Origin of the sequence: Pseudarthrobacter sp. NKDBFgelt (assembly GCF_046097905.1) — a bacterium.
GTDB classification, from domain to species: domain Bacteria; phylum Actinomycetota; class Actinomycetes; order Actinomycetales; family Micrococcaceae; genus Arthrobacter; species Arthrobacter polychromogenes.
The window spans coordinates 1-7,569 of sequence record NZ_JBJURL010000122.1 but is presented as its reverse complement, the minus strand read 5'-3'; the positions used below and the strand labels follow the sequence as shown (position 1 = coordinate 7,569).

Below are 7,569 nucleotides of genomic sequence, written 5' to 3'. Positions count from 1 at the left end.
TCCCGGTGCGGCATGGCCGGCGGCAGGGCCAGATACCCCACACGCTGGCCAGGGGAGAGGTGGGTTTTGCCATAGGATGAACGCGGCCGGGCCGGGAGTGACGGGATGTGGGGCGCCGGGGCGGCAGAGCCCGTGTTCACGGCGCGGAGGGCGCGGGCGAAGAGCTTGGCGTCCTGGACGGCCTGTAATCCGTCCGCCTCGGCGCTGATCCGCAGGACGATGTCTTCCTGCGCAATGGTGCCGCTGTACCCGTGGTCCGCCTCGCACTGGGGATCCCCGCAGCTGGCGGGGCCCATGTCAAGCCTCTGGCCGCCGGACCAGGCGATGGACAGTGTTACCTCGCGGACCGGGTCTGAAGGCTTGTAGTCCTGAGGCTGCGCGTACATGTAGCTGAGGACCACGGAGCGAATTTGGGCCACGGGCACGGACTCGGTGGAGATCTGGGCCACGATTTGCTCACCCGCCTCATCGAGTTGCTGGTCGTCCACGTGGGTGATGACCAGCATGTCCGCGGTCAGCACCAGCACGGTGATGTGGCGGCGCACCTCGGCACGGTCGAAGTGGGTTTCCAGGTGCACCAGGTGGGCGACACACTCGCGGCCGTCCAGTGCGTCGTCCACCACGTCAGCCACCAGGCGCGGGTAGAAACCCGCCTTCTGGAGTGCGCCGTCAAGGCTTTGGCCCTGGGCACTGTGGCTGTGTGAGCTGTGGCGGACTGCCTGGTTTTCATTGCCGGGCGTTTCGGGCGCCGACGCGGGAGGCTGTGAGCTCATTCCCCCATTTTCACAGATCGGCCCGCCACATTGCTAACCGCGTCAGCCCAGCATGGCCCGGCGGGCGCTGTCGGTGCGCTGGGCCGCGTTGCCGATCCGGACATCCGCGGCGAGGATCACCGCCCCGGACACGCCGCACAGCACCGGGTTGAATTCCACCAGCGCGATTTCCGGGTGGCTGTCCTTGAGCCAGGCAAGCCTGCCGGCCAGGTCCTCAAGGGCGGCCACGTCCACGGCCGGCAGGCCCTGGTAGCCGAAAAGCTTCCGGGCTGCCCGCGGCCCGCGGATGAAGTCGTGCACGTCTGCGGCGGACAGGGGCGGCACCCGGTGCGCCCAGTCGTCCAGCAGGTTGACGGCGTCTCCGGCCAGGCCGAACGAGATCACCGGGCCCAGGAGCGGGTCCTCAATGGCCCGGAAGGTACAGGCCTGCCCCACCGGCGCCATGCTCTGCACCTCCAGTGCCGGGTCGCCGTAACGGGACAGGGTCCGGCGCATCTGCAGGACGTTCAGGCGCAAGGACTCGGCGTCCTGGATATCAAGGCGGACTCCCCCGAGGTCCAGCCGGTGCCGCAGCGTGGGGTCGGTGGTCTTCAGCGCCACCGGCCACCCCAGCATGTCCGCCGCCTCAACCGCCTGGTCCGGGGTGTCGAAGCCAACCGAAGGCAGCACGGTGATGCCGTAATGGCCCAGCAGGGAGCGCGTGGCCGCCGGGTCCAGCTGCTTGAGCTGCTCCCCTTTCACGTCGCGGAGGAGGCCCTCCAGCTCGGCCCGTGCGCGCTGCGGATCGCAGCCTTCCGGCTCAACGAAGTGCCCATGGTCGCGCGAGACCCACTCCGAGTACCGCACCACGGCGGCGAGCGCGGCCACCGCAGCCCCCGGGTTGGAGAAGCAGGGCACAGCCTGCTCCGCGGACCCCACCATGCCCTCGACATAGACCGAGGGATCCAGGATCCCCGTGAACGCGGCCACCACGGGTTTTCCCGCCTTCACCGAGCATTCGGCCAGGACCTCGGCAATGCTGTCCACCGTAAGCCCGCGCGCGGGCAGCACAGCGGCGACGGCCCCATGGACGGCATCGGACTCGAGGGCGGCGAGCAGGGACGAACGCAGGGCGGGAAGGGCCACCGACTGGCCGGCGTCGAGGTCCACGCCGGTCACCAGCCGGGCAACGTCGAGCCCATGGGACGACGCGCTGTCCGCCACCACTTTTCCGAGGGCCTGGGAGTTGCTGAAAATGGCCAGCCCCGGCCCAGCAGGCAGGGGCTGGTTGGAGACCACCTGCGCCACGTCCACAAGCTGCTCTATGGTTTCCACCCGGATGACGCCGGACTGGCGGAGCATCGCATCAAGCGCACCTGCGGGTGCCTGCGTGGTGCGCACGGCGTGGCCGGGCGGCAGCCGCAGCCCCATGGCATCGGACTTGGCCACAATGACCGGCTTGATGCGCGCCAGCCTTCGTGCCAGCCGGGAGAACTTGCGCGGGTTGCCGATCGATTCCAGGTACAGGCCCACGGCGGAGGTATCGGCGTCGTCCTCCCAGTACTGCATCATGTCGTTGCCTGACACATCCGCGCGGTTACCGGCGGAGAGGAAGGTGGACAGTCCCAGCCGCCGCCTGCTGGAGGCGGCGTAGAGCGAGACGCCGATGGCCGCTGACTGGGAGAACAGCCCCAGCCCGCCGCGCAACGGCAGCGTGGGCGCCATCGAGGCGTTCAGCGACACGGCCGGGTTGGTGTTCACGATCCCCAGGGACGCCGGCCCGATCACCCGCATCCCGTTGGCGCGTGCCTGGCGCACCAGGTCGCGCTGCCTCATGAGGCCGCGTTCGCCGTCGTCCGCGAAGCCTGCCGACGCGATCACCAGGCCCTTCACTCCCGCCGCCGCACAGTCGGCGACGACGGCGGGCACTTCCTCGTAGGGGACGGCAATAACGGCCAGCTGCACAGGTTCAGGAACCTCGGAGAGCTTGCCGAAGGAGATCATGCCGGCCAGTTCCAGGGCCTCGGGATTGATGGCAAACACGGGCCCGGGGAAGCCGCCTTCGATGATGTGCTCCAGCAGCTGGTAGCCCACCGTCCCCCACTTGCGGCTGGCCCCGATGACGGCAATGGACGACGGCGTCAGCAGGTCGCGGACGCTCCTCGCCTCCGCGCGGTGCTCGCGGGATTCCATCACGGCCCGGGATTTTTCGGTGGGGTCGATGTTGAACTCAAGGCTGACGACGCCGTCGTCGAAATGCCGTTTGACGTCATAGCCGGCGTCGGAGAAGACCATCAGCATCTTGCGGTTTTCCGGCAGCACCTCCGCGCTGAAGCGGCGGATCCCGTTCTCGTGGGCGGCGGCGGCGAGGTGTTCGAGCAGGATGGAGCCGATTCCCCTCCCCTGGTGCGAATCGGCGATGTTGAACGCCACTTCGGCTTCGGTGGGGTCGTCCAGCCGGTCGTACCGGCCGATCCCTACGATTTCACCGCCAATGGTGATGACGAACGCCACCCGGTCCCGGTAGTCCACCTCGGTGAACCGCTTGAGTTCCTTGCTCGAAAGCTTGGCCTTGAACGCAAAGAAGCGCATGTAGATTGAATTCTGCGACTGTCCCATGTGGAACTTCTGGACAGCGTCCGCGTCCGAGGGGTGGATGGGGCGCAGATGTGCCGTCCCGCCGTCCCGGAGCACGACATCGGCTTCCCAATGTTCCGGATATTCGCCGTCCACGGGCTGTTCCACCATAGGCTTAGCCTAGCCAAAAACTCCCGCAGCACTGCCGCCTGCGGCCAACAAACCATTGCACCGCTCTGCAGAAGGATCCACCAACCCCATGGCCCGCCGCCAAAGTTCAGCCCCTCCCGAAGACACCACCCCCTACACGGAGAACATCGTGGACATCGATGTCACCTCCGAAATGGAAGGTTCCTTCCTGGAGTACGCGTATTCGGTGATCTACTCCCGGGCGCTTCCGGACGCCCGCGACGGGCTCAAGCCGGTGCAGCGGCGCATCCTGTACATGATGAGCGACATGGGCCTGCGCCCGGACCGCGGCCATGTGAAAAGCGCCCGCGTGGTGGGCGAGGTCATGGGCAAGCTCCACCCGCACGGCGACACCGCCATCTACGACGCCATGGTGCGCATGGCACAGGACTTCTCGCTGCGGCTGCCCCTGATTGACGGGCACGGCAACTTCGGATCGCTCGACGACGGCCCTGCGGCTCCGCGGTACACGGAAGCGCGGCTTGCGGCGGCTGCCCTGACGCTGACCAACCACCTCGACGAAGACGTGGTGGACTTCGTCCCCAACTACGACAACCAGCTGACCCAGCCGGATGTGCTTCCGGCAGCGTTCCCCAACCTGCTGGTCAACGGCGCCACCGGTATCGCCGTGGGCATGGCCACCAACATGGCCCCGCACAACCTGGTGGAAGTCATTTCCGCCGCCCGGCACCTGATTGCCCACCCGGACGCCACACTGGATGACCTCATGCGCTTCGTTCCGGGTCCCGACCTGCCCAGCGGCGGCCGGATCGTGGGGCTGGACGGCATCCGCGACGCCTACGCCACGGGGCGGGGGTCCTTCAAGACGCGGGCCAAGGTGGAGGTGGAACAGCTGTCCGCGCGTCGGACCGGCCTGGTGGTCACCGAACTCCCCTACATGGTGGGCCCGGAAAAGGTCATCGAGAAGATCAAGGACGCCGTCAACGCCAAGAAGCTGACCGGCATCAGCGACATCGTGGACCTGACCGACCGCAAGCACGGCCTGCGCCTGGTCATCGAGCTCAAGAACGGCTTCAACCCCAACGCGGTGCTCCAGCAGCTGTACCGCTACTCGCCGATGGAGGACTCCTTCGGCATCAACAACGTCACCCTGGTGGACGGTCAGCCGCAGACCCTGGGCCTGGTGCAGCTGCTGACTGTGTACGTCAACCACCGGATCGACGTGGTCCGCCGCCGGACGGTGTTCCGGCTGGGCAGGAAGAAGGACCGCCTCCACCTGGTGGAGGGCCTCCTCATCGCCATTGTGGACATTGACGAGGTCATCCAGATCATCCGCTCCTCGGACGAGGCAGCCGCCGCCAGGGCTCGCCTGATGTCCATCTATGACCTCACGGAGATCCAGGCGAATTACATCCTGGAGCTCCGGCTGCGCCAGCTGACCAAGTACTCCCGGATCGAGCTGGAGAAGGAGCAGGACGAGCTGCGCCGCGAGATCGCGGAGCTCGAGGCGATCCTGGGCTCCGAGGAGCGGCTCCGGACCCTGGTGTCCGACGAGCTGGGAGAGATTGCCGAGGAGCATGGCACTCCCCGGCGCACCGTCCTCCTCGAATCCGAGGCCGTGGCACCGACCGTGGCCGCCGACCATGCCCTCGCCGCCGGGAAGAAGGGCAAGGCAGCGCCGCTGGCCCTGGAAATCGCCGACGACCCCTGCTGGGCCATCCTGACCGCCTCCGGACAGGTGGCCCGCACCAGCAACCAGGAACCGCTGGCCGAGGCCGGACCCCGGGCAAAACATGACGTGTTCACGTCCGTGGTCAGGACCTCCGCGCGCGGCGAGATCGCGGCGGTCACCTCCCTGGGGCGGATGCTGCGCCTCCAGGTGATGGACATGCCGGTGCTGCCGCCCATGTCCGGCCTGCCCAACCTCGCCGGCGGGGTTCCGGCCAAGGATTTCCTTACCCTGCTCAAGGGGGAAACCCTGGTGGCGTTCGTGCCGCTGGACGAAGTGCTGGCCATCGGCACTTCCCAGGGCGTGGTGAAGCGGGTGCAGCCGGACTACCCCCTGAACCGGGAAGACTGGGACGTCATTGCCCTCAAGGACAAGGACTTCGTGGTCAATGTGGCGCCGGCGGGAGCCGATGATGCTGAGCTGGTGTTCCTGACCAGCCAGGCCCAGCTGCTGAAGTTTGGAGCCGTGAGCGTGCGCCCCCAGGGGCGGACAGCCGGCGGCATGGCGGGAATCAAGCTGGCGGCCGGTGACCGGGTGCTGTTCTTCGGCGCGGTCCAGCCCGGGGACGAGGCCGCCGTGGTGGTGACCATCGCCGGGACAACGGGCGCCCTACCCGGGACCGCCCCCGGCACGGCCAAGGTCACGGCGTTCTCCGAGTACCCCGTGAAGGGCCGTGCAACAGCCGGCGTGCGGGCACACCGCTTCCTGAAGGGCGAGGACACGCTGCTGCTGGCCTGGGCGGGGCACGGCCCGGCCAAGGCCGCCTCGGCTGCGGGGGTCGCCAGATCGTTGCCGCAGGAGCACGGCCGGCGGGACGGTTCCGGTGTCCCGTTGTCGCAGCCGGTGGACGTGGTGGGTCCCGCCATGGCGTGGTCTGACCCCGGCCAGGCGGCCTGATCCGGCCTAGACTGCATGCATGCCTATCGTTCCTGATGAGAAGGACTGGACCTGGGTCCTGACGCGTCCTTGCCCCGAGTGTTCGTTCGACGCCGCAACGGTAACCCCCTCCACCGTCCCGGGGAGCATCGACAACATGCTGCCCCGCTGGCGGGCCGTCCTGCGCAGGCCGGACGTGGCCGAGCGCCCCAATGGGCACACCTGGTCAGCACTGGAGTATGCCTGCCACGTCCGGGACGTCTTCAGCCTTTTCGACCAGCGGCTGAACCTCATGCTCGAATCGGATGAGGCACGGTTCGAGAACTGGGACCAGGACCAGACGGCCGTCGACAAGGATTACGCCAACGCCGATCCGGCAGTGGTCAGCGCAGAGCTGACGGCTGAGGGAAAGCAGGCGGCGGAGTCCTTTGCCAGGGTCCGCGAATCAGAGTGGGGACGGAAAGGGCTGCGCAGCAACGGCTCGGAGTTCACCGTCCTGACGCTGGCCCAGTACTTCCTGCACGACGTCGTCCACCACCTTCACGACGTGGACGGCTGAGCACCTTCCGCCACCGCGGCATACGCCGGCGCACCGTTACGTCCTGCACCTCCGGCGTTCCCGGATCCGGCCAGCACCAGCCTCGCATCCTGCGGGTGGATGTCAGCCGGGTTGTGGGTCACCAGCACCACGGTCCGGTTGCCGAGTCCCGCGCGCAGGTCGGCCAGCATGGCCTCTGCCGATGCAGCATCCAGGTGCGCTGTGGGCTCATCCAGCAGGATCACCTCCGCGCCCGTCATCAGCGTGCGCGCCACGGCCAGGCGCTGGCGCTCTCCCCCGCTCAGGAAGGCCCCGCCCGGACCGATCCTGGTGTCCAGCCCGGCGGGCAGGCGCTCCACCAGGCCCGCCAGCCCCACGGACTCCAGCACCTCCATCAGCCCGCCCTCTCCGGCCGGGCCGTTCGCGGGGGGCCTGCCCAGCAGCAGGTTCCCGCGGATGGTCGAGTCGAAGAGGTGGGCCTCCTGCGGACACCAGGCGGCCCGGCCGGTCACCCGGGCTGACCCGGCTGCTGCGGGGAGGAAGCCGAGCAGGACCGAGAGCAGGGTGGACTTTCCGGAACCGGACGGTCCCGTGACGGCCAGCCACCTGCCTGGCTCCGCAACGGCGTTGATCCCGGAAAACACCGGAGCACCGCCCGGCCACGCCACCGCGAGGTCAACGAGTTCGACGCCGGGAGCACCGGCCTGGCGGGCAGGCACCTTGTGCAGGCCGTCGGCTGGGGTGCCTTCGGGGCCCGCGGTGCCGGCGTCCAGGGCGCCCGAGGCGGATACGCGCCGCATGACTGTCCGTAGCGCGGGGAACTGGCGCACCGCCGTCGTCATGGCCGCGTAGGGCTCCACCAGTGCGAGGAGCATCAGCACGACCACCACCGCCTCCTGCTGCGCGGCTGTCTTCGCAGCTGCCTGGCTGGCCGCTCCCGCCGTGCT

General features: G+C 68.4%; 5 protein-coding genes. 2 read left to right on the top strand and 3 right to left on the bottom strand.

What is annotated here, in order from left to right:
• Together ACKAE7_RS20035 and ACKAE7_RS20030 are read right to left on the bottom strand one after the other, a co-directional pair.
• Positions 1–773 (bottom strand): DUF5998 family protein (locus tag ACKAE7_RS20035; RefSeq protein ID WP_408980114.1); only part of this gene is annotated, 773 nt, incomplete at its 3' end.
• 42 nt (positions 774–815) lie between these two features.
• Positions 816–3,500 (bottom strand): GNAT family N-acetyltransferase, encoded by a 2,685-nt coding sequence (locus ACKAE7_RS20030; protein ID WP_408980113.1) that lies wholly within the window; start codon positions 3,498–3,500, stop codon positions 816–818.
• Positions 3,501–3,588: 88 nt separating this feature from the next.
• Between ACKAE7_RS20030 and ACKAE7_RS20025 the strand changes: the two genes are divergently transcribed.
• Both ACKAE7_RS20025 and ACKAE7_RS20020 read left to right on the top strand, forming a co-directional pair.
• Positions 3,589–6,105 (top strand): DNA topoisomerase (ATP-hydrolyzing) subunit A, encoded by a 2,517-nt coding sequence (locus ACKAE7_RS20025; protein ID WP_408980112.1) that lies wholly within the window; start codon positions 3,589–3,591, stop codon positions 6,103–6,105.
• 19 nt (positions 6,106–6,124) lie between these two features.
• Positions 6,125–6,643 carry a DinB family protein gene (locus ACKAE7_RS20020; RefSeq protein ID WP_400575666.1) on the top strand — a complete coding sequence of 173 codons (519 nt, stop codon included), beginning with the start codon at positions 6,125–6,127 and terminating at the stop codon, positions 6,641–6,643.
• On the opposite strand, the gene ACKAE7_RS20015 is transcribed toward ACKAE7_RS20020, so the two are convergent.
• Positions 6,625–7,569 (bottom strand): ATP-binding cassette domain-containing protein (locus ACKAE7_RS20015; RefSeq protein ID WP_408980111.1); only part of this gene is annotated, 945 nt, incomplete at its 5' end. The genes ACKAE7_RS20020 and ACKAE7_RS20015 overlap by 19 nt on opposite strands.

Coding starts and splice junctions, on each gene's coding strand:
- ACKAE7_RS20020 (WP_400575666.1), top strand. CDS start 6,125: ATGCCTATCGTTCCTGATGAGAAGGACTGGACCTGGGTCCTGACGCGT.
- ACKAE7_RS20030 (WP_408980113.1), bottom strand. CDS start 3,500: ATGGTGGAACAGCCCGTGGACGGCGAATATCCGGAACATTGGGAAGCC.
- ACKAE7_RS20025 (WP_408980112.1), top strand. CDS start 3,589: ATGGCCCGCCGCCAAAGTTCAGCCCCTCCCGAAGACACCACCCCCTAC.